Raw genomic sequence first — 22894 nt, 5'->3', positions numbered from 1 at the left:
GTCCAGACTCTCTGCCGCGATAGGACGCCGGCTCAAGCTGGAAAGTCCGGGTAGTGCTGTCAAGATAACCAAGGCCAACGTGGCCAGAATCGACAATCGCTGGTAAAGTTATGCATTGTGCAGACAGTGATGTGGGACGTCTCGCAACGACTGGGACTTCCCCTCTGCCATGGGGCATCATCGAGCCAAGGGCATTGTTTGATGGCTGACTACGTCCTCGAGGGCTTCAAGTGGGGCTCCAGCGCACTTGGAACCGCTTCCGGCGAAATTGATTGGAGCTTCGCCGCAGCTAACTTCACTGGCCAATTCATTCAGTTCGACAGCTTCCTGACCGGGATGTTCCAGACCGAGATCAGGGAGGCATTCGACCGGTGGGAATCGGCGGCCAATATCGACTTTCATGAAGTCTCCGACGCCGCCGGAAATCAAATACGCCTTGGACTAAGTCACATCGACGGCCTGAACAACATCGTCGGCAAGGAACAGAACTCCTATGCAGGCGGTTCGGAGATTACAGCTGATATTACGTTCGACATGGATGAGGGCTGGCATCTCGTCAATGGTGAGCTTGTCAGCAACGGCGGAGTTTCTTTCTACGTCGTAGCGCTCCACGAGATCGGACATAGCCTCGGACTAGACCATTACAATGTCAGTCCGGCGGTCATGAATGCGGTCACCAATCCCGCAGTCATAGATCTCACCCAATCGGACATCGACGGCGTGCGAGCCCTTTACGGCGTGCTTCCCGGCATCGCCGTTTCGACCGCCGTCCAGCTCGCCGATGGACGTCTGGATTTTTTGCAATACAACTCGTCCGGCCATCTCGCGGCTTCATCCCTGACGCAGCAATCGTTCTGGAAGGTCGTCGGCAACGTCGACTTTGCTTCGAACGGAAATCCTGCCGTCATTACCCAGTCCAACGGCCAAATTGACTTGCTTAACTTCAGTGCGGGGCAGCTATCGAGCTCGCTGCTGATGACGGGGAGCTATTGGGACGTTAAAGGCGCCGGTCTGTTCAGCGGAGCCGCGAACGCCGAATTCGTCACTCAGTCGTCGAGTGGGCAGATTGATTTCCTGGGTTTCAATAGTGCGGGCAAGCTCACCACGAGTGCGCTAACGAGCCTGGCATTCTGGAATGTCGTCGGGGTTGCGGATGTCAATGGAGACGGGCACGCCGACATCGTGACGCAGTCTTCGTCGGGCGAGATCGATCTGCTCTACTTCGAGAACTTCAAGTTCGTTGCAAGTAATTTGCTGCCGGGCAACTACGACCCTGTTCTCGATGTCATCGATATGAAGAACGGCTCAGCGGTTTTTCTGACTGAGAGCGCATCGGGAACAACGACCGAACTGGTATTCGACGGCAACCACGTCACAAGTACGCATCTACTGGATGCGGTCGGCCTTTCACTTGTTCATGCCGCAGGTGCGGCCGGCCACTTGTTCACCTGAGAGTTCATGGGCGGCGACGACGAAAGCCGGCCCTTGGGCGCGCCTCAAAAACGTTCAGCCGAAAGCGAACGCCAGCAGGCTCGAGCACAGCAGCACGAGGCTTGCTGCGGTCAGGGTCAGAAACCCGTCGGAGACCAAATCGTGATTACGCATGATACACCTGCCTTCTTCGATGCTCATCCGAATTGATTAAAGCTTTCCGAACATTCACTCCTGGAAAGAGGTGACGCGTCTTTCCGCCTTCAACGGACTGTCAGGCCCGGTACCGATAGCCTTCCACGGCGTGCGCCAAGAAGATCGCCGCACTCACCAGGCCCATCACCGCTGTAACCGTCTCGATCATCGCAAACTTCCTTTGCGCCCCACGCGAACGAGAAAACGATTGCAGCCTTGCACAGTCAAAAAGATTCAATTGTTGGAATCCAAGATGCCCCCCGACTGATGATTTGCTGCAACAGTGTGTCTGATCGCGGGACAGGCGAGGGGGTTTGGCGGGGGCGAAGGTCAGTAGAACGACGGAGGCGGCGCAACAGACCATTCACCAAGACGCCACCGCCAGCCGGCTCTCCCCATTTCCGCCGTGTTCCGGTTGCGATATCGTCACGCTCTGGTGCGGAGGTGGGCCGCACAGCGACGGCAAGGGACTTCGACGCCTCGGAGTGGGCGCTGGTCCGGCAGAATGGTACTTGGGGCAGATGGGGATTAGACGGCCAGATTCGATGATCCGGACGGCACGCGGCGCCGTTGCGGTGGCGACGTGCCTCGTCCTCGCCAATTGTGCCTCCTCGAACAAGTTCGCCAGCCGGGTCGACCCCAAATACGGGGTGTCGTCGAGCCCGCGCGTGGTGGCGCTGGGTGATCCCGTGCCGAAAGGCGGCGGCACCTATCGCATCGGCAAGCCGTACGTTGTCGCCGGCCGCACCTATGTGCCGGAGGAGAATGAGAACTACCGCGCGGAGGGCATGGCGTCCTGGTACGGCGACGATTTCCATGGCCGCCTGACCGCCAATGGCGAGGTGTTCGACATGGGCTCGCTCACGGCCGCCCATCCGACCTTGCCGATGCCGAGCTACGCCCGCGTCACCAATTTGAGCAATGGCCGATCGCTCGTCGTTCGGGTCAATGACCGCGGCCCGTACCACGGCAATCGCCTCATAGACGTCTCGAACAAAGCCGCAGAACTGCTTGAATTCAAAGGCAATGGCGTGGCACGCGTCCGCGTCGAATATGTCGGGCGGGCGCCGCTCGAAGGGTCCGACGACCGCCAGCTGATGGCGACCTTGCGCACCGGTACTCCAGCGCCGTCCCCGTCGATGGTCCGCGTCGCCTCCGCACGGCCGTTCGTGCCGGAGATGTCGTCCTCCTCGGGCCGGGTCCGTGGCGACGTTCCGTTGCCGGAGGGGCGGCCCTACAGCCTCGGCAACACCCAAGCCGACTACGCCTCGGTGAGCGCCACCTCGGAAATGTCGGCCTCGAGCCGGTCGCACCGCCGCGCCCAGAACAATCCGCGCGAAGTCTCCTATGAAGGTGATGCGCGCTACGCCGCAAGCCCGAGCCCGGCGGCCGCCTATGTCCCGATCGACGCGCGCGGACCGGCCGAAGTCCTGAGCGGGCGCGGCCTCTACTGAGCCATGCGCTTACAGATCAGGTTGTTGGCCTGATCATTTCAGAAACGCGATCAGCGCCGCGTTGACCTCGTCGGGGCGTTCCTGCTGGATCCAGTGGCCGGCCCCCTCGATGATCAGCTTCTGCTTGAGATTCGGCAGCACGCGCTCCATGTCCGCGACCCGCTTGGCGCCGATCAGCCCGGTGATCACCGAATCATTCGAGCCGGCGATGAACAGCGACGGCTGATGGATCTGCGCGTCCTGCCAGGGCGCGGTCAGCTCCCAGTTGCGGTCGAGATTGCGGTACCAGTTCAGGCCGCCGCGGAAGCCGGAGTGCCGATAGCCTTCGGCGAATTCGGCAATGTCGGCCTCGGTCAGCCAGGCCGGCAATGGCATTCCGGCCGGCAGCTTGCCGAGGAAGCCCTTGGCCTCGTCGACGAACATCGAGCTCGGATCGGAGACACCACGCCCGAGCACCAGCCGCATGGTGTGGGCGATGTCGCGCTCGAACTCAGCCTCGGCCACGCCGGGCGGCTGGAAGTACTGCCAATAGAAATTGGTGATGCCGCTGTCGCGCAGGGTCTCGAGCGGGCGACCACGGCCGCGGAACGGCGGCGGCACGCTGAGGCCGGCGACTTTCGTGAAGATGTCGGGACGGAACAGGGCCGCGTGCCAGGCCACCGGCGCGCCCCAGTCATGGCCGACGATCATCGCGCGTGTCTCGCCGAGCGCGGCAACCAGCGCCACCATGTCTCCGACCGTATCGAAGATCGTGTAGGCGCCGACCTCGGCCGGCGCTCCGGTGCGGCCGAAGCCGCGCATGTCAGGCGCGACGACCCGAAAGCCTGCCGCCGCCAGCGCCGCGATCTGGTGCCGCCATGAATAGGACAGTTCCGGCCAGCCATGACAGAGCACGACCAGCGGGCCTTGCCCGGCCTCGCGCACGAACATGTCGATGCCGTTGGCGGAAATGGTGCGGGAGGATGACATTCGCGTTTCCGCCTTGTTTGCCGGTTCTGCTGACGTTAGCTGGTTCCAAGGATACGGACGTTCAACGCAACCGGCAATCCGGCCGGCCGTGCACAAGCGCAGAAACCTCAGTTGTTTGCGATACTTCCAGCTGTTAGAACGCAGTCTTTCAGGACATCGCCGATGGCAGCCCAGACCGCAGTTCCCCGCACGTTGTCAGCTCGCGCCGGGCGTTGCTGGCGCGGCCTGGTCGCGGCCGCGGTCGCGCTGGCGATCGGTTGCGGCGGAATGGTCTATGCCGCCAACAACAGCGTCCAGGGCGCCAAGAAGGAAGAGGGCGGGTTCGACGGCGATGCGCCGACCGCGATCCTGGTCGAGGCCAGTAGCGGCAGCGTGCTGTTCGAGAAGAACGCCGATGAACTCCGCGCGCCCTCCAGCATGATGAAGCTGATGACGGCCGAGGTGGTGTTCAACGCCATCAAGAAGGGCGACATCAAGCTCACGGACGAGTACCGGATCAGCGAGAACGCCTGGCGACGGGGCGGGGCGCCGTCCGGCACCTCGACGATGTTCGCGGCGATCAACAGCAAGGTCTCGATCGACGATCTCCTGCATGGCGCGATCATCCCGAGCGGCAACGATGCCTGCATCGCGCTCGCCGAAGGCCTTGCCGGCAACGAGCATAGCTTTGCGACCGACGTCATGACCAAGCGCGCCCGCGAACTCGGCATGACCAAGTCGACCTTCGGCAATTCCAACGGGCTGCCCGACCCGGCCAACAAGATGACGGTGCGGGAGCTCGCAACGCTGGCGCGCCACATCATCCTGACCTACCCGGACAGGTACAAGCTGTTCGGCGAGAAGGAATTCACCTGGAACAAGATCCGCCAGCAGAACCGCAATCCGCTGCTGAACGCCTTGCCCGGTGCCGACGGCCTGAAGACCGGCTACACCAAGGAAGGCGGCTACGGCATGGTCGGCTCGGCGGTGCAGAACGACACGCGGCTGATCGTCGTGGTCAATGGCCTCGAGGATTCCGAGGACCGCGCGACCGAAGCCAAGAAGATGCTGGAATGGGGGTTCCGCAGCTTCGAGACCCGGATCCTGATCGCGGCCAATCAGCCGGTCGGCTATGCCCGGGTGTTCGGCGGCGAGAGCCGTTCGGTCAAGCTCGTCAGTCCCGATCCGATCAAGGTGATGGTGTCGAAGAACGGCAACGACAAGCTGCTCGCGCGCATCATCTATAGCGGCCCGGTCAAGGCGCCGATCACCGCCGGCCAGAAGATCGGGGTGGTGCGGGTGTGGCGCGGCGCCAATGTCGCAATGGAGGCTCCGGTCTTCGCAGCGGACGCCGTCGGCACCGGATCGACGATGCGTCGCGCGCTCGATGGCGCCCAGGAGCTGGTCATCGGTATGTTCCGCGCAGGGGTCGAGAAGCTCTGACATGGCGGAAGCAGCAGTCCAACGGCCGAGCTTGCGCGGTCGCTTCATCACCTTTGAGGGCGGCGAGGGGTCGGGGAAATCGACCCAGATCCGCAAGCTCGCTGAACGGCTCGATGCCGCCAAGCTGCGCGCGATCGTGACCCGCGAGCCCGGCGGCTCGCCGGGGGCGGAGATCATCCGTCACCTCGTGCTGTCGGGGATGGGCAAGCTGCTCGGGCCGGAGGCCGAGACGCTGCTGTTTGCCGCTGCGCGCGACGACCATGTCCGCACCGTAATCCTGCCGGCGCTCAACCAGGGCATCTGGGTGCTGTGCGATCGCTTCTTCGATTCCACGCGTGCCTATCAGGGCCAGCTCGGGCAGGTGTCGCCCGAACTCGTCAACGCCATGCAGCGCGTGACCATCGGCGATCTCAAGCCCGATCTGACCTTCATCCTCGATGTGCCGGTCGAAGTGGGACTGCAACGCGCCGCTGCGCGACGCGGCGACGCCACCGCCGATCGCTTCGAAGCCGAAGGCATCAAGTTCCATCAGGATTTGCGTGACGCGTACCGCCGGATCGCGGCCGAGGATCCGGAGCGCTGCGTCCTGATCGACGCGACGGCCGATCCGGACACGGTGACGGCCAGGATATGGACCGCGCTGCGCGAACATCTGCGCGCAACGGCTGCGGCGGACAGCATCGCATGAGCGCGCGCAAGGTCGAACAGGAGAGCGCCGCCCGCCATCCGCGCGAAACGCCGGATTTGTTCGGGCATCGCGAGGCGGAGACCGCGCTGCTCGATGCCTATCGCAGCGGGCGAATTCCGCACGCCTGGCTGATCGGCGGGGCGCAGGGCATCGGCAAGGCGACGCTGGCCTACCGCATGGCGCGGCTCGTGCTGGCGTTTCGCAATCCGAAATCGTCCCAGGTGCAGCAGGCGCCGACGCTGCGGGTCGATCCGGCCGACCCCGTGGCGCGGCAGGTCGCGGCAGGCGCTCATGGCGGGCTCCTTGTGCTCGAGCGCGGCCTCAACGATCGCGGCGTGATGCGCACCGTCATCACGGTCGACGAGACGCGCGAGACCATCTCGTTCTTCGGCTCGACCGCTGCGGTCGACGGCTGGCGCGTCTGCATCGTCGATACCGTCGACGAGCTCAATCCCAACGCCGCGAACGCGCTGCTGAAAATCCTCGAGGAGCCGCCGCAGCAATCGCTGTTCCTCCTAGTCAGCCACGCACCGTCACGGGTGCTGCCGACCATTCTGTCCCGCTGCCGCAAATTGCTGCTGCGGCCGCTGGAGACGGACGATGTGGTGCGTGCGGCCGCGGCAGCAACCGATATCGAAGCCGACGATCCGGCGCTACTGGAAGCCGCCGCAGCATCCGAAGGCAGCGTCGGGCGGGCGCTGTCGCTGCTCGGCGGCGATGCGCTGAAACTGCAGCAACGCACCGCCGCGCTGCTCGCGACGCTTCCGAGCGTCGATCCGCGTGAGCTGCATGCGCTGGGCGAAGCGCTCGGCACCAGCGACCGCGTCGCGCTCGCTGCCTTCATCGACGGCATCGATCGCTGGATGAGCGAGCGCATGCGCATGGGCGATGCCAATGCCAATCTGCCGCGCCTTGCACGGCTGGCGGAGGTATGGGAAAAGATCGTCCGCGCCGCGCGCGATACCGAAGCCTACAATCTGGAGCGCAAGCCGCTGGTTTTCTCGGTGTTTTCGATGCTCGCGGATGCAACCCGATAGACACCGCGTCTGACAACACATCCGTCTGACAACACTCCCGACAATCTCGTTTCGATCTGCAAAGGATTCCGTGGTGGCGACCGCTAAGAAGAAATCGTCGAAAAAAGCCAAGAAGACGAAGAAGGCATCGCCCGCTCGCGCGACCAGCAAAGCCACGGCGAAATCGCGCGCGGCCAAGAAAGCGAAGAAGGCCGCCAAGTCCAAATCCAAGACCGGAGCCAAGGGCGCCAGGAAATCGGCGGCGAAGAAGACTGTGAAGAAGACGGCCAAGAGCACGGCCAAGAAGGCTGCTGCGAAGGCCACCAAGGCTCCGCCGAAGAAAGCTGCCGCAGCAGCAGCCGCACCGGCGGCAAAGAAGCCCGCTCGGCCGATGGCTCCTGTTACCGAGAAGGCGCCGAGACCGGCAAAGGTTCGCGCGCCGAAGCAGCCCAAACCCGTAGCGGCGGCTCCTGCGGCCGCTTCCGTTCCGGTGCCCGCCGCGGACCGCGGCAACGTCTTCTACATCACGACCGCGATCGCTTATCCGAACGGTCAGCCGCATATCGGCCACGCCTATGAGGCGATCGCCACCGATGCGCTGGCGCGCTTCCAGCGGCTCGACGGCAAGGACGTGTTCTTCCTGACCGGCACCGACGAGCACGGACAGAAGATGATCCAGACTGCGGCCGGCGAGGGCATGACGCCGTACGATCTCGCAACCCGCAATGCGGCGCGGTTCAAAGAGATGGACGAGCGTCTCAACGTTTCGTTCGACCGCTTCATCCGCACCTCGGAGCCTGCGCATCACGAGTCGGTGCAGGCGATCTGGCGCGGTATGCAGGACAATGGCGACATCTATATCGACACCTATGCCGGCTGGTACTCGGTGCGCGACGAGGCCTATTACGCCGAGGAGGAGACCGTCGTCGGCGAGGACAATGTCCGCCGCGGCCCGCAGGGCACGCCGGTCGAATGGGTCGAGGAGAAGAGCTATTTCTTCAAGCTGTCGGCCTACCAGGACAAGCTGCTGCACCTTTATGAGAGCCAGCCCGATTTCATCGGCCCGGATTCACGCCGCAACGAAGTGATGAGTTTCGTGCGCGGCGGGCTCAAGGACCTCTCGATCTCGCGCACCACGTTCGACTGGGGCGTCAAGGTCCCGGACGATCCCGAGCACGTGATGTATGTCTGGGTCGACGCGCTGACCAACTACATCACCGGCGTCGGCTATCCCGATGAGAACGACAAGCATTGGCGCTACTGGCCAGCCGACGTGCACATCATCGGCAAGGACATCATCCGCTTCCACGCCGTGTACTGGCCGGCCTTCCTGATGTCGGCAGGCATTCCCGTGCAGAAGCGGGTCTATGCGCACGGCTTCCTGTTCAACAGGGGCGAGAAGATGTCGAAGTCGGTCGGCAACGTGGTCGACCCCTTCAATCTCGCCGAGCAGTACGGCGTCGACCAGATGCGCTACTTCTTTCTGCGCGAAGTGCCGTTCGGCCAGGACGGCAACTACAACCACGAGGCCATCGTCGCGCGCATCAACGCCGACCTCGCCAATGATTTCGGCAATCTGGCGCAGCGTTCATTGTCGATGATCGCCAAGCAACTCGGCGGCGTGCTGCCGGAGCCCGGCGAATTCAGCGACAACGACAAGGCGATTCTGGCGCAGGCCGACGCCATGCTGGAGACGTCGCGGACCGCGATGGCGACGCAGCAGATCCATCAATGGCTCAACACGGTCTGGGCTGTGGTCGCCGAGGCCAACCGCTATTTTGCCGGCGAAGCGCCGTGGGCGCTGGCGAAGACGGATCCCGCGCGCCAGAAGACGGTGCTGTATGTCACCGCCGAGGTCGTGCGCCAGATCGCGATCATGGCGCAGGCCGTGATGCCGGAGTCCTGCGGCAAGATGCTCGACAGCCTCGGTATCGCTGCTGACGCCCGCAGCTTTGCCGCGGTCGCCGGGCGCATCAAACCGGGTACCGTCCTGCCGGCGCCTGTCGGCGTCTTTCCGCGCTATGTGGAACCGAAGACCGAGTGAGTGGTTCGAAATTCATGCTGGTCGACAGTCATTGCCATCTGGATTTTCCCGACTTTGCCGACGATCTCGACGGGATCGTCGGGCGCGCCGAGGCGGCCGGCATTGGCCGCATGGTCACGATCTCGACCCGGGTGAGGCGGCTCGGCGGCCTGCTCGCGATCACGGAGCGCTTTCCCGACGTCTACTGCTCGGTCGGCACCCATCCGCATCATGCCGACGAAGAGGACGGCATCCCGGCCAGCGAACTGATCGAGTTGACGAAGCATCCGAAGGTCGTGGCGCTCGGCGAGGCGGGGCTCGACTATTTCTACGAGCACGGTTCGCGCGACGCCCAGGAGCGCGGCTTTCGCGCGCACATCGCGGCGGCGCGCGAAACCGGCCTGCCGCTCGTCATTCACACCCGGGAGGCCGATGAGGATTGCGGCCGCATCCTGGAGGACGAGGTTGCGAAGGGCCCGTTCAAGGCGGTCCTGCACTGCTACACCGGCGGGCGCGAGCTTGCGATGAAGGCGATCGCGCTTGGGCTGTCGATCTCGTTCACGGGCATCCTGACCTTCAAGAAGTCGGACGCGCTGCGCGCGCTGGCAGCCGAGCTGCCGGCCGACCGCATCATGGTCGAGACCGACGCGCCATATCTTGCGCCCGGCAAATTCCGCGGCAAGCGCAACGAGCCGTCCTATGTCGTCGAGGTCGCCAGGGTGCTCGCGGAAACCCGCGGCGTCTCCCTGGAGGAGATCTCGCGGCAGACCACCGAAAACTTCTTCCGGCTGTTCTCCAAGGTGCCGGCGCCGAAGGTTGCTGCATGACGCTGACACTGACCATTCTGGGCTGCGGCTCGTCCGCCGGCGTGCCGCGCCCGGCACTCGGCTGGGGCGCCTGCGATCCCGGCAATCCCAAGAACCGCCGCCGCCGCTGCTCGATCATGGCCGAGCGCACCATGGAGCACGGCACCACGCGGGTCGTGATCGACACTTCGCCCGATCTGCGCGAGCAGCTGATCGACAGCAATGTCGAGCACATCGACGCGGTGTTCCTGACGCATGAGCATGCCGACCAGACCCACGGCATCGACGATTTGCGCTCGGTCGTGCTGCATCAGCGCCGCCGCATCCCGGTCTACTTCAACCAGTCGACCGCCAAGGACATGATGGCGCGGTTCTCCTATTGCTTCATCTCGCCGGAAGGCAGCGACTATCCGCCGATCCTGACGCGGCATTCGATCGAGGCCGGCGAGAGCCATACGGTCCAGGGGAAGGGCGGTCCGCTGAAGCTCGCGGCCTTCCTGGTGCATCATGGCAAGATCCCGGCGCTAGGCTACCGCATCGGCGGCGCCGCCTACACGCCCGATCTGCACGACATCCCCCAGGAGAGCTGGCCGGCGCTGGAAGGTCTCGATCTCTGGATCGTCGACGGCTTGCGCTATGCGCAGCATCCCAGCCATTTCAGCGTTGCGGACGCGCTGTCGTGGATCGAGCGCTTCAAGCCGAAGCGCGCCGTCATCACCAACATGCATTCCGACCTCGACTACGAGGTGCTGCGGCAGAGCCTGCCGGCCGACGTCATCCCGGCCCATGACGGCATGCGGCTGACGCTCGACCGGGCAGGCTGAAGGCTCAGGCCGAGATCGCCTTGGCCGATCCGACCTGGTTGCGCAGCAGGAATTTCTGGATCTTGCCGGTCGAGGTCTTCGGGATCACGCCGAACACCACGGATTTCGGCGTCTTGAACCCCGACAAGTGCTCGCGGCAATAGGCGATGATCTCGGCCTCGGTCGCCTTGGCGCCGTCCTTCAGCTCGATGAAGGCGCAGGGCACTTCACCCCATTTCGGGTCGGGCTTGGCTACGACCGCCGCGAACAGCACGGCCGGGTGCTTGTAGAGGATGTCCTCGACCTCGACGGAGGAGACGTTCTCGCCGCCGGAGATGATGATGTCCTTGGAGCGGTCCTTGATGATCACATAGCCGTGCTCGTCGAGCACGCCGAGATCGCCGGTGTGAAACCAGCCGCCGGCAAAGGCTTCCTGCGTCGCCTTCGCGTTCTTCAAATAGCCCTTCATCACGATGTTGCCGCGGAACATGACCTCGCCGATGGTCTCGCCGTCGCGCGGCACCTCGCGCATGGTCTCGGGATCGAGCACCGTGACGCCTTCCTGCAGCGGATAGGACACGCCCTGGCGCCGCTTCAGCTGCGCGCGCGCATCAGCCGACAGCTCGTCCCAGCCCGGCTGCTCGGCGCAGACCGAGGCGGGGCCATAGACCTCGGTCAGCCCGTAGACGTGGGTCAGCTTGATGCCGATGCGCTCGCCACCCTCGAGCACCGCAACCGGCGGCGCCGCGCCGGCGATCAGGCCGACGACGGGCTTTGCCTTGCCGCCCTTTGGCGCATCGGGCGCGTTGATCAGCGTGTTGTAGACGATCGGCGCGCCGCACATGTGGGTGACGCCGTGCCTCGGGATCAGTTGGAAGATCTTGGCCGGGTCGACCTTGCGCAGGCAGACATTGACGCCGGCGGCCGCCGCGATCGTCCAGGGGAAGCACCAGCCGTTGCAATGAAACATCGGCAGCGTCCAGAGATAGACCGGATGCTGGCCGAGATTGCCGGCGAGGATGTTGCTGACCGCGTTGAGATAGGCGCCGCGGTGATGCGTCACGACGCCCTTGGGATTGCCCGTCGTGCCCGACGTGTAGCTCAGCGCGATCGCATCCCATTCGTCGGCCGGCGGCCGTTCCACGAAGCCGGGATCGCCCGCCGCGACCGCCGCCTCATACTCGATCTCGCCGATCCGCTTGCCGCCGCCGAAGGCCGCGTCATCGACGTCGATCACGAACGGCTTTGCGCCCTTCATCAGGGTCAGGGCCTCCGCGATCACGCCGGAGAATTCGGGATCGACCAGAATGATCTTTGCGCCGCCATGCTCGAGCTGGAACGCGATCGATGCCGCGTCGAGGCGGATGTTGAGCGCATTGAGCACCGCGCCGGTCATCGGCACCGCGAAGTGCAATTCGTTCATCGCCGGGATGTTCGGCAGCATCGCCGCGACCGTGTCGCCATGGCCGATGCCATGGCCCGCGAGATAGGACGCAAAGCGCCTGCAGCGCTCGTAGGTCTCCTTCCAGGTGAAGCTGCGGCCCTCATAGACCGCGCTGAGATGGTCGGGATAGACGGCGGCCGAGCGCGCCAGGAAGCTCAAAGGCGAGAGCGGCACGTAATTGGCCGGCGTCTTGTCCAACCCGATCGAGTACTGGTTCTGAGCTGCACTCATGGCCCTATCCCATCCGCAAGGTGCTTTACAGGAAGCCGATCGATATCCAGGGGAAGATGGCGACGATGATCAGGCCGATCAACAGCGCCAGCATGTAACCCCAGATCGGCCGGATACCCTCGGCCGGATCGACGCGCCCGATGGCGCAGGCGGCATAATAGCCGACCCCGAACGGCGGCGCGAACAGGCCGATGCCCATCGCCAGGATGATGATCATGGCGTAGTGCACCTCGTGGACGCCGACCTGGTGCGCAATCGGAAACAGCAGCGGCCCGAACAGCACGATGGCCGGGATGCCCTCGAGCACGCTGCCGAGGATCACGAAGGCCAGGATCGAGACCGCAATGAAGGTCGCCGACCCGCCGGGCAGCCCGGTCATCGCCGCCGCCAGCGCCCGCGAGAAGCCGGACTGCGTCAGGCCCCAGGCCATGCCGGTCGCGGTACCGATGATGAACAGGATCGCCCCCGACAGGCATGCCGTGTCGATCAGCATCGGCAACAGACGTCGCCAGTTGAACTGGCGGTAGATCAAGAGGCCGATGACGAAGGCGTAGACGATGCCGATGGTCGACACTTCGGTGGCGGTGGCGATGCCTTCGACCACGGCGTAGCGGATCACGAAGGGCAGGGCCAATGCGGGCAGGGCGAACACCAACGCCTTGCCGATCTCGCTGCCGGTGGCGCGCTGGACGTGGCTGCGGTCTTCGCCGCGGTAGCGCCACCACACCAGCCCCGACAGCGTGATCGCCAGCACCACGCCGGGCAGCAGGCCGCCGGTGAACAGCGCCGAGATCGAGACGCCGGTCACCGAGCCGATCGTGATCAGCACGAGGCTCGGCGGAATGGTTTCGGTCTGCGCGCCGGTGGCGGCGAGCAGGGCGACCAGATCGCCCGGCTTGGCGCCGCGCTGCTTCATTTCCGGGAACAGCACGGGCGCGACCGCGGCCATGTCGGCGGCCTTCGATCCGGAGATGCCGGAGACCAGATACATGGCGCCGACCAGCACGTAATGCAGGCCGCCGCGGACATGGCCGAGCAGGCTCGCCAGGAACGCCACCATGGCCCGCGCCATGCCGGTCATCTCGATCAGGAGGCCGAGGAAGACGAACAGCGGCACCGACAGCAGGATCAGATGGCTCATGCCCTCGTCCATCCGGCCGACCAGCACCATCAGCGGCGTTCGGGTGGTCAGCGCCAGATAGCCGAAGATCGCCATGCCGAAGGCAAAGCCGATCGGCACGCCGGCGAACACGCAAAAGCCGACCACGCCGACGAAGAAGATGACCAGGTTGAGGTTGCCGAGCGGCCGCAGCATCGGCTGCGCCAGCCAGAACAGCCCGATCAAGGCCGCCACGGTGAGCGCGGCCAGCAGGAAGGTCTTGAAATCGCCGACCCGGGCCAGCCGCAGCAGCGCGAACAGCGCCATCAGGCAGGTGCCGACCGGCAGCGCCGCCGCGCGCCAGGTGTTGGATATCTGCAGCGCCGGCGTGGTGATGAAGCTTTCCTCGTAGGCATATTCATACGCCGGCCGCACGATCAGGATCAGGAACGCCAGTGCGGCGCAGGTTGCGATCACATCGAGATAGGCCCACAGCCGCGGTCCCGCGCTTGCGACCAGCGCCGTCATCCGCATGTGCTCGCCGCGGCGGAACGCCACCGCCGAGCCCAGCATCGCGAGCCACAGGAACAGGATCGACGCCAGTTCGTCGGACCAGATCAGCGGCGCATGGAGCACGTAGCGCGACACCACGCCGGCGAACAGGATCACGACCTCGGCGACCACAAGGATCGCCGCCGGGATTTCGACCAGCATCCCGAGCGCCGAATCGATGGAACCGAGAACGGAGCGGCGGCGAGGGGGCTGCGACGCCGCCTCGCCGGCCACGGCCGGCGTCATCTCGACATGAGCCATGGCAAGCCTCCTGCTTGATTTGATCGATCAGGACAGTTTGCCGACGGACTTCTCGAGCAGATCCCAGGCCTTCTCGCCGTACTTGCCCTTCCACTCGGCGTAGAAGCCGGCGGCGCGGAGCTTGTCGCGGAACGGCCCGACCTCAGGCTGGTTGAAGACGAGCCCCTTGCCCGTGAGCTCCTGCTTCACGGTGGCGTTCAGCTTCTCGGTATCCTCACGCTCCTTGACGGCCGCCGCGTTGACGTTCTTGGCGACGATGGTCTTGATATCGTCCGGCAGCGCCGCCCAGGCCCGGCGGTTCATCAGGAACCAGAAGCCGTCCCACATGTGGTTGGTCATCGAGCAGTATTTCTGCACCTCGTAGAGCTTCGCCGCCGAGATCAGTGCCAGCGGGTTCTCCTGGCCCTCGACGATCTTGGTCTGCAGCGCCGAATAGACCTCGCTGAAATTGATCGAGGCGGGCGATGCATCGAACGCCTTGAACATCGAGGTCCACAGCGGCGACACCGGCACGCGGATCTTGAAGCCCTTGAGGTCGTCGGGACCGGTGATCGGCTTGGTCGACGACGTGGTCTGGCGGAAGCCGTTGTCCCAGATCTTTTCCATGACCTCGAGGCCGGCCTTGTTGATCTCGCCGCGCACATAGGCGCCGAGCTCGCCGTCCATGGCCTTCCAGACCGTGGGATAGTCCGGGAATGCGAAGCCGATGCCGTTGATCGAGGCGGCCGGCACCAGGGTCGCGAGGATCAGGCCGGACAGCGTGAAGAACTCGACGCCGCCGGAGCGCACCTGGCTCAGCATGTCGGTATCGGAACCAAGCTGGCTGTTCGGGAACACCTGCAGATCAAACCGGCCGTTGGTCTCGGTCTTGATCGCCGCGGCCATCTCCCGGGCGCGCGCCACGAACGGATGCGACTCCGGCAGATTGTTGGCGAACTTGTAAGAGAATTCGGCCGACTGGGCGCGCGCGACATAGGGCGCGCCGATCCCGCCGAGGACGGCGGAAGCGGCGGAAACCTTCAGCAGCGTGCGTCGTGAAAAGCTCATTGGTTGCTCCTCAAGAGGCTTGTTGTTGTTCTGAGATGCCATCCTATACGGACCTGATGCCGCGGGGTCACCAGCGATCTCTGCACAGCTGGGGCTTATTGCAGCGTCCGTTCGCGGCGGCAATATCGGCTTTCAGACGAGATGCGCGCGCGTCGATCGCTGCGGCATCGGCACCGGCGGGACGACCGGCTTGGGCATATCAGCACACACGCCAACTTGCGGACCAGTGCGAAGATTTCCCACTCCAGTGCGAAGATTTCCCACTAAATATCTGATCTAATTGTAGATATAAATATTCCATAATATACCTTATGCGAATTACGGATGCGGGCGTGGCCGCGATTGCCGGCAGCTATCCCATAGCTCCGCTCACCTTCGCCGCAACGCCGAGAATCAGGAACCTTGGCACCGTCGGGCAGATCGACGGCCCAGTCCTACCTTCCAGCGGTGAGCGATGAGCCGTATCAGCCAGGCACGCGCTCCGGGCTCGCAAGATTGGCGCGCGCACTTGGCTTGCTCGGTGCCCGCGATGGCCATCAGCCGGTCGCAGCCGGACCACAAGCCGCGATCGTGCCGCGTCCAGGCGCGCGCAAATGCCGACCGCGGAGACCGCGACGAGACCGCGCCATTGAAGACCTGGCTCTCGGCGGGGTCCCGACGGTCTGGAATGCCGCGGACTGCGAGACCTTGTGCGGTCCGGTTACGGCTACCGATCGCCAGCGTCGGCTCAGCCCCAGGAAGCGGGTATTGCCACCCCTGCTCCGACCGCCCTGATACCTGTACCTCGTTTCGGCGCGTTGTCGCTTCAGTCGTCGAGGGTCCACATCCGGAGGATATCGGCCGTGGATGCCACCTCGATCTGGATGCTGAAGCGTTCGGCATAGAGCTGCAGCAGCCTATCATGGCTTTGATCGGAAGAGCTGCACAGCGCGTCCTCGGCCACGATCACTCGATAGCCGATATCGATCGCAGCCAGCACGGTGGCGAGCACGCACACGTCGGTCTCGCCGCCCGACACGATGGCCGTATCGGTCCCATGCGCATCCAGATGAGCTTGCAGGCGCCCGTTGCCGAACGCGTTGTAGATCGGCCGGTCGACGATGGCGGCCGGCGGCACACAGGCGGCGAGCGTCGGCACGAGCTCGATCAACTCCGGATCGAGCCGCTCGCGGGTCACGCATTCCCATTTCTCGTAATAGGCCCGCCAAATCCCTCGCGCGTCGCGCTTCGAGCGCGGCGGAATAAAGCGGGTGAATACGGTACGTTCAGGCGCATGCTGCGCCAGCTTGATGATGCGCGGCAGCACGCGGTCCATCCAGGGCGTCGCCCAGGGTGCTCCCGGCTCGAACAGCCGCTGCATGTCGATGCAAAGGTGCGCCGCGCGCGGACCCGGCGGGCTCAGAAGCTGTCCCATCGTTCACTCCTGCGCGCGCCGGCCGGATGCCGTCACACGCAGGCTCAGCCGCCCAGGCCGCGAAAGGCCCCGCCGAAGCGGGGCCCCTGACGTGGTCGCGTTCACCATTTCTGCCGGCCGTACCAGTCGTTTACTTCCTTGGCGGCTTGATCCTTGGCATAGCCGTAGCGCTGCTGCAGACGGCCCTCGAGCTGGTCCTGCTTGCCGTCGATCACATCGAGATCGTCATCGGTGAGCTTGCCCCACTGCTCCTTGACCTTACCCTTGACCTGCTTCCAGTTGCCTTCGACACGATTCCAATCCATCGCGGTTCTCCCTTGAACGATGAGACCGACCAACGGGCCGGTCGAGGCTTCGTTCCGAAGCCGCGTTGCGGCAAGACTTCGCAATCCAGACTTCGCAATCCGACCAAGCTCTATCGTGACGCGCTTGAATGCGCGACAGCCGAGAATGTGCTTTGCCGCGCATCGATCAAGGATAGGAACTTGCTTTCCGCACTCGTGTTGGCACTCCGGACTAATCACCCAACACACGGAGCGACCAATGCCGGACAAGGATCTCAGCGCCCTCTTCCTCGATACCCTCAAGGACATTTACTACGCGGAAAAGCAGATCCTGAAGGCGTTGCCGCGGATGGCCAAGGCCGCCGAGTCCGACGATCTGCGTGCGGCGTTCGAGAAGCATCATGACGAGACCGAAGGACAAATCGAGCGGCTCGAGCAGATCTTCGACCTGATGGGCAAGCCGGCGCGCGGCAAGAAGTGCGACGCCATCGAGGGGATTATCGACGAGGGCAAGGAGATCATGGAGGAGTATGCCGACACGCCGGCGCTCGACGCGGGCCTGCTCTCGGCGGCCCAGGCGGTCGAGCATTACGAGATCGCCCGCTACGGCACCCTGAAAGCCTGGGCGAACCGGCTCAGCATGAAGGATGCGGTCAAGCTCATCGACCAGACCCTGGCCGAGGAAAAGAAGACGGATGAAGCGCTCACCAAGCTCGCCGTCGGCGGCATCAACGCCGAAGCCGCCTGACGAGACGCGCGATGAAGCGACGTCCGCTTTGTGCACGCCCTCGCATTTGCTGGTAGATTGGACGCCGATTCAGCATCCGGGAGCCCAATGGCCCGACGCACCGGCAGCGCCGATCTTCCGCTCCATGGTGGCCGCGTGCCGCCATGGCTGGCGACGCGCATGGCGGTGCTGGGCGGCATCATCACCCAGGCCATCGTCCACCAGTACGGCCGCGACGCCTTTTTGCAGCGACTGTCGCATCCATTCTGGTTCCAGTCGTTCGGTGCCGTGATGGGTATGGACTGGCACTCGTCCGGAATCACCACCAGCGTCATCGGCGCGTTGAAGCGAGGTCTGGCGCCGCTGCAAGGCGAACTCGGAATCCACGTCTGCGGCGGCCGCGGCAAGCATTCGCGCCGCACGCCCGATGAACTGTCCGCCCTCGGCGACCGCGTCGGATTCGATGGTGCCGCCCTGACCCGCGCGAGCCGGCTGGTGGCCAAGGTCGACAGCGCCGCGGTGCAGGACGGATTCGAGCTCTACCTGCACGGCTTCTTCGTCACCGACGACGGCAAATGGACCGTCGTTCAGCAAGGCATGAACGGCGACAAGCGGCAGGCCCGCCGCTATCACTGGCACTCCGAAGGCCTGCGTAGCTTCGTCGACGAGCCGCACAGCGCGATCGACGGCCCGACGCAGGGCGAGATCGTCAATCTCACCGATCACCGCGCCGAAGGCTCACGCCAGGCGCAGCTCGATCTGCTCGCTGCGCTGGGGCCGGACGGCATCACGCGCGAATATGCCGAGCTGACGCAGAGCGCGACCGCGCAACCGGATCTCCTGCACCTGATCATGCCCGCGCATCACGACGTGCGCTCGAGCGACGTGTTCGTCCGACGCCTGCACGGCACCCTGGCCGCGGCTGCCGATCGCGGGCCGCTGGATTTTCCCGAACTGCTGCTGACGCCCGGCGTCGGCGCCCGCACGGTGCAGTCGCTCGCGATGGTCGCCGAGGTCGTTCACGGGACGCCCTACCGCTTCCGCGACCCGGCGCGCTTCTCGCTCGCCCATGGCGGCAAGGACCGTCATCCCTTCCCGGTCCCGATCAAGGTCTATGACGAGACCATCCGCGTGCTGAAGTCGGCCGTGCAGCAGGCAAAGCTCGGCCGCGATGAGGAGATGCAGGCCCTGAAGCGGCTCGACGATCAGGCCCGCAGAATGGAACGAACCGCCACCGGCCCCTCCTTCGAGGCGTTTGTCGCGAACGAGCGCGCCCGTTCGCCCGCGCTCGACGGTCGCTCGGTGTTCGGCTGGGAAGCCGACCTTGCCGAGCGCGACGGGATCACCAAGCCCTAAAGCGAGGGCTTGAGCCAACTCCTGACCATTCTCGCCGATGCCATCATCGGCTTTGACCGCGGTGCTCGCGGCCATGCCGCGATCTTTTGCGTGTCCTCGAGAAGCACTTCGTCGTCAGGTCCTTCGAGGTGACCACCGAGAGCGGCAAGTAGCACCGCGGCCGGCCGGCGCCGACGCTTCGTTCCCGGAGGACGCCTGCGACCTGGCCGCGGCGACAATGTTAGGAACGCCGTTCCGGGCGGCATCGTTAGGCCGTTGACGCAACCAGCCAAATGGAGAGGCTATCATGAAGGTTTGCGACGCGATGACACCTGACGTCCAGCTGTGCACCCCCGACGATACGCTCCGCGATGCCGCAGAAGCGATGGCAGCGCTCGGTGTCGGCCTGCTGCCGGTTACCGATAGCGAGCGCCTGGTCGGCATGATCACGGACCGCGACATCGCGCTTCGCGGCATCGGAATGGGGCGCGGCCCCGACTCGCGGGTCGGCGACGTCATGACGGCCGAGGTGAAGTATTGTTTCGAGGATCAGGAGCTCGACGACATCGCGCAGAACATGGGTGCGATCCAGGTTCGGCGCCTGCCGGTGCTGAACCGGGACAAGCGCCTGGTCGGAATCATCGCTCTCGGGGATATCGCCCTGATCCAGGCCAGCGATGGTACGGGCATGGCGCTCAGCCAGATCTCACGCCCGACCACCCAACACGCGCAACTCTAGACTTACACGGCTCCGCTTCGCGGCCCTGGCTCGCAAAGGCTCGGCTCGCGAAGCGGAGCGTCAGGCGGGCCCATGGCCGACTATGTACCGTGGATTGTGATTGCCGCCGGGGTCATTGCCCTGATCGTCACGGCGCTGCTCTGGCGCGCCCATTACGTCAGCTCCGATTGACCGAACGGGGAGCTCGCGCCGTCAGGCCGCCATCTTGCGGCAGGATTCCGCGCAGGCACGGCACATCGCTACGCATTCGTCCATGCCGCCGACGCGCTCGCAATCCTCTGCGCATTCACCGCAGATCTCCGCGCATTCCCGGCAGGTGTGCTTATGGTGCGGGGTGTTGATCAGCATGAAATGCGCCGCCGTCCGGCACATTTCCGCACAGGCCATCATCAATCGGAAATGCGCCGGCTCGACATGCTTGCCGCCGGTGACGAGACAATGGTTCATGGCCGTGCCGAGGCAGGTCCTATAGCAGGACAGACAGGTCTCGACGCCTCGGTTCATTTCCTCAGAGAATGCCATGTCGATACCTCACGCCTGCGCCAGCAGCTGGCGCAGGTAGCAGAGCCCGTCAAGGGTCAGCTTCGACTCGCGGACTTCGCCCTGCGCGATCTCGGCTTCGAGGAAGGTCTCGAGTTCGGGAAGCGCGCGGTCGAACCTGTCCGCGATGCCCATCAACTCGCAGGTTTGCTTGATCCGCTCGATCGGTTTTTCCAGCACGTTGATCTCAACCATTTTGGCATAAGCCCGGGTCATGCCATTGGTTCCTATGCTCATTGTCGGGTGCGCTGCGGCGGGGTCTGCGCCGGCTAAGACGCCGTGCCGACCGTGTCGGCCATGGTTGCGCCACGCGCTCCGAGCGGCTTGCGGCGGCCCTCGGTCGAATCGAGCATTGTCTGATGCTCGATCTCTGAATTCAGCTCTGCCCCGCACAGCACGATGATGGCGGACATCCACATCCACGTCATCAGACCGATGGCGGCTCCCAGCGAGCCATAGGTCGCGTTGTAATCGCCGAAGTTCGCCAGATACCAGGAGAGCAGCACCGAACCGGCCAGCCACAGCACGGCCGCTGCGACGGCGCCGACGCTGAGCCACTGCCAGCGCGGCCTGGTTCGGCTCGGACCATAGCGGTACAGCACCGCGAGCGCGGTGAGGAGCAGGAGCACCAGGATCGGCCACCGTCCGAACCGGATGACGAGTTCCGCCGTCGTGCCCAGTCCGACCTGCTGCAGCAAAAGCGGGACGACGACCACCGCTCCGACCATCAGCATGATGGAAATCAGCCCGGCGATCGTGAACGAGAGGGACATCAGATTGAGTTTGACGAAGCTGCGCTTTTCCTTCTCGTCATAGACGACGTTGAGCGCATCGAAGATCGCCTTCATGCCGGCATTGGCGCTCCAGATCGCGATCAGCAGGCCGGCGGCAAAGGTCAGGCCGAGCGTCGAGGTCCCCTTCGCGAGCACACGGGCGATCTGGTCCTGGACAATCGCAAACGAGCCTTCCGGCAGCATCAGCGCCAGGCTCTGCAGGTTCGATGAGATCGTGGACGGATCGGCGAACAGGCCGTAGCTCGAGACCAGCGCGGTGATCGCCGGGAAGATCGCCAGCAGGCCGTAGAACACGACGCCGGCCGCGGTTGCCAGCAGGCGGTCCTCGTCGATCTGCTGATAGGTGCGCAGCAGGATGTCCTTCCAGCCGGCAGTCGGAATCTCGAGCGGCGTGTCGGCGAGCCGTCCACGATCTTGCGTTTCCGCCAGCACGGGTTCGACGCCCTGCTCCCGAGCGGACGGCCGCTCCGATCGGGACAGCTGGCGAGAGATCGCCAACGTCGCCAGAGCCGTTGCACCGGCGAGCATCAAGTCGTTCGGCCAGTTGCGCAGCGTAGCCATCGCTAGTCCTGGATCGCGTCGCGCTGACGCCGGGCGCGCGATGCAGCAAACCAGCCGACAAGCATGATTGCAGCCCCGGCAGCCAGCGCGCGGGTGGTGGGATCTACGCTCGCCCCTGCTCCCGTCCGGGTGGTGGCGATCAGCCGCGCGGCGACGGGCACTGCGATCGCCCGCTTGAGCATGTCGGCCTGTCGGCCCGGGCGCGGCACGGCCGGCCCAGGACGCGCGAGCAGCACGCGACCCATGATCAACCCCAGGATCCCGAGGAGGACAAAGACGCCCCCGATCGCGGCATATGCGATCCAGATGCCGTAATGCACTTCAAGGGCGTGGAAAGCCGCGCCAACCCCGATCCCGATCGCGATCAGAAGCGAGACCGCACCCGCCAGCATGAAGCTGCATGCAAACGCGTAGCCGGTCACGAGGCGCGTCATCCATTGTCGCAAGTCCGCAAGGTAGGAGCGGAAGATCAGGCTCAGCGAAGACGACGTGTTGACGCGCATGACGAGGTCCATTGCAAGTCGGCATCCGACAACCCGGCGGGAAGATCGACGTTCCTCCCCCGGCAACGCGCAACAGTTCGCGCCATGCGGGACAGCGCGGACCGAGCGCTAACTGACCGGAGGGAGATTTGTGCGTGGTGGCATGGAGCTCGGGAATGGCTTCGCGACCAAGAGCGTCCCGCGCTCGTCGGTTTCGAGCGCGATCTTCTGAGCCAGCATCACGTCGCCCGCCGCCAGCGCGCCGACGGGCCGGAAGCACCAGCCCAGCACGATGCGGTCACCGCCGTCCATCTCATAGACGTTGGTCGAGGTGCCGTAGCAAATCCGGTATCGCTTGCCGGACTCCGAGCCGATGACGTCGAAGCGCTTATACTTTTCGAACTGCGCCCGCTGCTCGGGTGACAGCCACGCGGACAGCAGCGCAAGTCCGCGCGCCTCAATTCGCTCATAGGCCTGCCAGCGATCCCAGATCGCGGCCAGCGTCGCACCCAGCGTGCTGGCGGCGCGCCGGAGCACGGACCGCAGGGACATCTCGCGCAGACGGGCGAGCATGGCG

Annotated in this window: 22 protein-coding genes; 11 read left to right on the top strand and 11 right to left on the bottom strand. The window is 64.7% G+C overall.

What is annotated here, in order from left to right; translation table 11 throughout:
- Positions 1-201 precede the first annotated feature (201 nt).
- Both QA635_RS22090 and QA635_RS22085 read left to right on the top strand, forming a co-directional pair.
- Complete coding sequence (locus tag QA635_RS22090; protein ID WP_283061449.1) at positions 202-1452, top strand: matrixin family metalloprotease; 1251 nt, start codon at positions 202-204, stop codon at positions 1450-1452.
- Between the two features lie 695 nt (positions 1453-2147).
- Positions 2148-3080: a septal ring lytic transglycosylase RlpA family protein gene (locus tag QA635_RS22085; RefSeq protein ID WP_425249044.1), complete on the top strand. Its 933-nt coding sequence runs from the start codon at positions 2148-2150 to the stop codon at positions 3078-3080.
- Positions 3081-3113: 33 nt separating this feature from the next.
- Here the strand turns inward: QA635_RS22085 and QA635_RS22080 are convergent, their stop codons facing one another.
- The gene (locus QA635_RS22080; RefSeq protein WP_076828838.1) at positions 3114-4049 is read right to left on the bottom strand and encodes an alpha/beta fold hydrolase; all 936 of its coding nucleotides are present in this window, start codon (positions 4047-4049) and stop codon (positions 3114-3116) included.
- A gap of 162 nt (positions 4050-4211) precedes the next feature.
- Between QA635_RS22080 and QA635_RS22075 the strand changes: the two genes are divergently transcribed.
- From QA635_RS22075 to QA635_RS22050, 6 genes are all read left to right on the top strand, one after another.
- The gene (locus QA635_RS22075; protein ID WP_283061446.1) at positions 4212-5471 is read left to right on the top strand and encodes a D-alanyl-D-alanine carboxypeptidase family protein; all 1260 of its coding nucleotides are present in this window, start codon (positions 4212-4214) and stop codon (positions 5469-5471) included.
- Position 5472: 1 nt separating this feature from the next.
- Positions 5473-6159: a dTMP kinase gene (gene tmk, locus QA635_RS22070; RefSeq protein ID WP_283061445.1), complete on the top strand. Its 687-nt coding sequence runs from the start codon at positions 5473-5475 to the stop codon at positions 6157-6159.
- Positions 6156-7196, top strand: coding sequence for a DNA polymerase III subunit delta' (locus QA635_RS22065; RefSeq protein ID WP_283061444.1), 1041 nt, complete (start codon positions 6156-6158; stop codon positions 7194-7196). The genes tmk and QA635_RS22065 overlap by 4 nt, the downstream gene beginning before the upstream one ends.
- 73 nt (positions 7197-7269) lie before the next feature.
- On the top strand, positions 7270-9219 hold the full coding sequence (gene metG, locus QA635_RS22060) for a methionine--tRNA ligase (RefSeq protein WP_283061443.1): 1950 nt from the start codon (positions 7270-7272) through the stop codon (positions 9217-9219).
- A gap of 14 nt (positions 9220-9233) precedes the next feature.
- Entirely contained in the window at positions 9234-10025 is a 792-nt protein-coding gene (locus tag QA635_RS22055; protein WP_283071752.1) for a TatD family hydrolase, read from the top strand.
- Complete coding sequence (locus QA635_RS22050) at positions 10022-10828, top strand: MBL fold metallo-hydrolase (protein ID WP_092084660.1); 807 nt, start codon at positions 10022-10024, stop codon at positions 10826-10828. The genes QA635_RS22055 and QA635_RS22050 overlap by 4 nt, the downstream gene beginning before the upstream one ends.
- 4 nt (positions 10829-10832) lie before the next feature.
- Here the strand turns inward: QA635_RS22050 and QA635_RS22045 are convergent, their stop codons facing one another.
- The 5 genes from QA635_RS22045 to QA635_RS22025 all read right to left on the bottom strand — a co-directional run bounded on the left by QA635_RS22045 (position 10833) and on the right by QA635_RS22025 (position 17160).
- Positions 10833-12482, bottom strand: a complete 1650-nt coding sequence (locus tag QA635_RS22045) for an acyl-CoA synthetase (RefSeq protein ID WP_283061440.1) — start codon at positions 12480-12482, stop codon at positions 10833-10835.
- Between the two features lie 25 nt (positions 12483-12507).
- The gene (locus QA635_RS22040) at positions 12508-14394 is read right to left on the bottom strand and encodes a TRAP transporter large permease (protein WP_283061438.1); all 1887 of its coding nucleotides are present in this window, start codon (positions 14392-14394) and stop codon (positions 12508-12510) included.
- Between the two features lie 27 nt (positions 14395-14421).
- Positions 14422-15441 carry a TRAP transporter substrate-binding protein gene (locus QA635_RS22035; RefSeq protein WP_018271684.1) on the bottom strand — a complete coding sequence of 340 codons (1020 nt, stop codon included), beginning with the start codon at positions 15439-15441 and terminating at the stop codon, positions 14422-14424.
- Between the two features lie 805 nt (positions 15442-16246).
- Positions 16247-16855 (bottom strand): cysteine hydrolase family protein, encoded by a 609-nt coding sequence (locus QA635_RS22030; RefSeq protein WP_283061436.1) that lies wholly within the window; start codon positions 16853-16855, stop codon positions 16247-16249.
- Positions 16856-16956: 101 nt separating this feature from the next.
- Positions 16957-17160: a CsbD family protein gene (locus tag QA635_RS22025; protein WP_028331989.1), complete on the bottom strand. Its 204-nt coding sequence runs from the start codon at positions 17158-17160 to the stop codon at positions 16957-16959.
- Between the two features lie 238 nt (positions 17161-17398).
- On the opposite strand from QA635_RS22025, the gene QA635_RS22020 reads away from it, so the two are divergent.
- The 3 genes from QA635_RS22020 (at position 17399) to QA635_RS22010 (ending at position 19940) form a co-directional block, all read left to right on the top strand.
- Positions 17399-17887, top strand: coding sequence for a YciE/YciF ferroxidase family protein (locus QA635_RS22020; RefSeq protein WP_283061435.1), 489 nt, complete (start codon positions 17399-17401; stop codon positions 17885-17887).
- A gap of 87 nt (positions 17888-17974) precedes the next feature.
- Positions 17975-19222, top strand: coding sequence for a DUF763 domain-containing protein (locus QA635_RS22015; RefSeq protein ID WP_283061433.1), 1248 nt, complete (start codon positions 17975-17977; stop codon positions 19220-19222).
- A 286-nt stretch (positions 19223-19508) separates the two neighbouring features.
- A complete protein-coding gene (locus tag QA635_RS22010; protein WP_283061432.1) occupies positions 19509-19940 on the top strand; it encodes a CBS domain-containing protein in 432 nt (143 codons plus the stop codon).
- Positions 19941-20132: 192 nt separating this feature from the next.
- On the opposite strand, the gene QA635_RS22005 is transcribed toward QA635_RS22010, so the two are convergent.
- From QA635_RS22005 to QA635_RS21985, 5 genes are all read right to left on the bottom strand, one after another.
- The gene (locus tag QA635_RS22005) at positions 20133-20462 is read right to left on the bottom strand and encodes a four-helix bundle copper-binding protein (RefSeq protein ID WP_283061431.1); all 330 of its coding nucleotides are present in this window, start codon (positions 20460-20462) and stop codon (positions 20133-20135) included.
- 9 nt (positions 20463-20471) lie between these two features.
- Entirely contained in the window at positions 20472-20696 is a 225-nt protein-coding gene (locus QA635_RS22000) for a hypothetical protein (RefSeq protein WP_028331984.1), read from the bottom strand.
- Between the two features lie 53 nt (positions 20697-20749).
- Positions 20750-21835, bottom strand: a complete 1086-nt coding sequence (locus QA635_RS21995) for a YihY/virulence factor BrkB family protein (protein ID WP_283061429.1) — start codon at positions 21833-21835, stop codon at positions 20750-20752.
- 2 nt (positions 21836-21837) lie between these two features.
- On the bottom strand, positions 21838-22350 hold the full coding sequence (locus QA635_RS21990) for a hypothetical protein (RefSeq protein WP_283061428.1): 513 nt from the start codon (positions 22348-22350) through the stop codon (positions 21838-21840).
- Positions 22351-22446: 96 nt separating this feature from the next.
- Entirely contained in the window at positions 22447-22890 is a 444-nt protein-coding gene (locus QA635_RS21985; RefSeq protein WP_283061427.1) for a hypothetical protein, read from the bottom strand.
- Positions 22891-22894: the final 4 nt, after the last annotated feature.

This window comes from Bradyrhizobium brasilense (genome assembly GCF_029714345.1).
GTDB lineage: Bacteria > Pseudomonadota > Alphaproteobacteria > Rhizobiales > Xanthobacteraceae > Bradyrhizobium > Bradyrhizobium australafricanum.
The sequence above is the reverse complement of the archived record's forward strand: the minus strand, read 5'-3'. Positions and strand labels throughout refer to the sequence as shown.

Excerpts from the sequence above, each read along its gene's own strand:
- QA635_RS22090 (WP_283061449.1), top strand. The coding sequence starts at position 202 with ATGGCTGACTACGTCCTCGAGGGCTTCAAGTGGGGCTCCAGCGCACTT.
- QA635_RS22085 (WP_425249044.1), top strand. The coding sequence starts at position 2,148 with ATGGGGATTAGACGGCCAGATTCGATGATCCGGACGGCACGCGGCGCC.
- QA635_RS22080 (WP_076828838.1), bottom strand. The coding sequence starts at position 4,049 with ATGTCATCCTCCCGCACCATTTCCGCCAACGGCATCGACATGTTCGTG.
- QA635_RS22075 (WP_283061446.1), top strand. The coding sequence starts at position 4,212 with ATGGCAGCCCAGACCGCAGTTCCCCGCACGTTGTCAGCTCGCGCCGGG.
- tmk (WP_283061445.1), top strand. The coding sequence starts at position 5,473 with ATGGCGGAAGCAGCAGTCCAACGGCCGAGCTTGCGCGGTCGCTTCATC.
- QA635_RS22065 (WP_283061444.1), top strand. The coding sequence starts at position 6,156 with ATGAGCGCGCGCAAGGTCGAACAGGAGAGCGCCGCCCGCCATCCGCGC.
- QA635_RS22055 (WP_283071752.1), top strand. The coding sequence starts at position 9,234 with ATGCTGGTCGACAGTCATTGCCATCTGGATTTTCCCGACTTTGCCGAC.
- QA635_RS22050 (WP_092084660.1), top strand. The coding sequence starts at position 10,022 with ATGACGCTGACACTGACCATTCTGGGCTGCGGCTCGTCCGCCGGCGTG.
- QA635_RS22045 (WP_283061440.1), bottom strand. The coding sequence starts at position 12,482 with ATGAGTGCAGCTCAGAACCAGTACTCGATCGGGTTGGACAAGACGCCG.
- QA635_RS22040 (WP_283061438.1), bottom strand. The coding sequence starts at position 14,394 with ATGGCTCATGTCGAGATGACGCCGGCCGTGGCCGGCGAGGCGGCGTCG.
- QA635_RS22035 (WP_018271684.1), bottom strand. The coding sequence starts at position 15,441 with ATGAGCTTTTCACGACGCACGCTGCTGAAGGTTTCCGCCGCTTCCGCC.
- QA635_RS22030 (WP_283061436.1), bottom strand. The coding sequence starts at position 16,855 with ATGGGACAGCTTCTGAGCCCGCCGGGTCCGCGCGCGGCGCACCTTTGC.
- QA635_RS22025 (WP_028331989.1), bottom strand. The coding sequence starts at position 17,160 with ATGGATTGGAATCGTGTCGAAGGCAACTGGAAGCAGGTCAAGGGTAAG.
- QA635_RS22020 (WP_283061435.1), top strand. The coding sequence starts at position 17,399 with ATGCCGGACAAGGATCTCAGCGCCCTCTTCCTCGATACCCTCAAGGAC.
- QA635_RS22015 (WP_283061433.1), top strand. The coding sequence starts at position 17,975 with ATGGCCCGACGCACCGGCAGCGCCGATCTTCCGCTCCATGGTGGCCGC.
- QA635_RS22010 (WP_283061432.1), top strand. The coding sequence starts at position 19,509 with ATGAAGGTTTGCGACGCGATGACACCTGACGTCCAGCTGTGCACCCCC.
- QA635_RS22005 (WP_283061431.1), bottom strand. The coding sequence starts at position 20,462 with ATGGCATTCTCTGAGGAAATGAACCGAGGCGTCGAGACCTGTCTGTCC.
- QA635_RS22000 (WP_028331984.1), bottom strand. The coding sequence starts at position 20,696 with ATGACCCGGGCTTATGCCAAAATGGTTGAGATCAACGTGCTGGAAAAA.
- QA635_RS21995 (WP_283061429.1), bottom strand. The coding sequence starts at position 21,835 with ATGGCTACGCTGCGCAACTGGCCGAACGACTTGATGCTCGCCGGTGCA.
- QA635_RS21990 (WP_283061428.1), bottom strand. The coding sequence starts at position 22,350 with ATGGACCTCGTCATGCGCGTCAACACGTCGTCTTCGCTGAGCCTGATC.
- QA635_RS21985 (WP_283061427.1), bottom strand. The coding sequence starts at position 22,890 with ATGCTCGCCCGTCTGCGCGAGATGTCCCTGCGGTCCGTGCTCCGGCGC.